Source organism: Pseudoalteromonas sp. TB25 (genome assembly GCF_000497995.1).
Classification (GTDB): Bacteria; Pseudomonadota; Gammaproteobacteria; order Enterobacterales; family Alteromonadaceae; genus Pseudoalteromonas; species Pseudoalteromonas distincta.
The window spans coordinates 1-912 of record NZ_AUTI01000014.1 but is presented as its reverse complement, the minus strand read 5'-3'; the positions used below and the strand labels follow the sequence as shown (position 1 = coordinate 912).

Below are 912 nucleotides of genomic sequence, written 5' to 3'. Positions count from 1 at the left end.
CCGCTACTTTTTTGTCGTTTTTTGAAAGGTTCATGGCGGTACCTTCACCGCCAGGACCCGTGCCAATAATTATTGCATCATATTGGTATGTCACGGGTACTTTTTTTTGTTCTGGTTGTTTGGCCACAGCCACTCCTAAATTAATTAAAAGAGGCTTTTAATAACCTCGCATTAAGTGCTAGCCATGCCTGTTTTTGATTTTCCCAGGCGGCTTCCAACTCATGGTATTGTGCCATTAATGCTGAGCGTTCACACTGCTTTGCCATGTTATTTTTTTTAACTTCTAACACTTGTTTTTGTAGTGAACAATAATTTTGCAGTTTTTTCAGCAGTAAATCGTACTCTTGTTGTAATAATGTAATCTTATCTTGTGCTAAAGGCAATTTTGCAAGACGCGTTTGCGTTTTGCTCATTAGCGTTTCAGCCTTTGCTTTTTCGATACGTTCAACAGGTGTACGCTTCAATTTATTAGCTAAACCAACAGCTGCTAAAGAGCGGATCATCCATTTTGTTGGATCGTAATGAAACCATTTAATACCATTACGGTAGTCGCTTGCAAAAATATGGTGGAAGTTGTGATACCCCTCACCGTATGTAAATAACGCTAAAAAGCCGTTATCGCGTGCCGTATTTTTTTCGGTGTATGGGCGAGAGCCCCAAATATGTGCAACCGAATTTATAAAAAAGGTAAAGTGTTGGCTTAGTACTAAGCGTAGTAAACCTGCAAGAATTAACATACCCCACACATCACCAACTAATAAACCAAGCGCAAGAGGCAAACCGACGTTCATAGCAATAGCTAGTTTCAAGTAGTGCTTATGTTGCCACATAACGACTTTATTTCGTTGTAAATCACGACAATTACTATAGTCGTTGTAGCTATCGCCTTGGTAGTCACGTAACATCCAGCCG

Annotated in this window: 1 protein-coding gene; it reads right to left on the bottom strand. The window is 39.9% G+C overall.

The annotated features are described in order from the left end of the window. Positions 1 to 140: 140 nt before the first annotated feature. Positions 141 to 912 (bottom strand): fatty acid desaturase (locus L652_RS0100210; protein ID WP_024603161.1); only part of this gene is annotated, 772 nt, incomplete at its 5' end.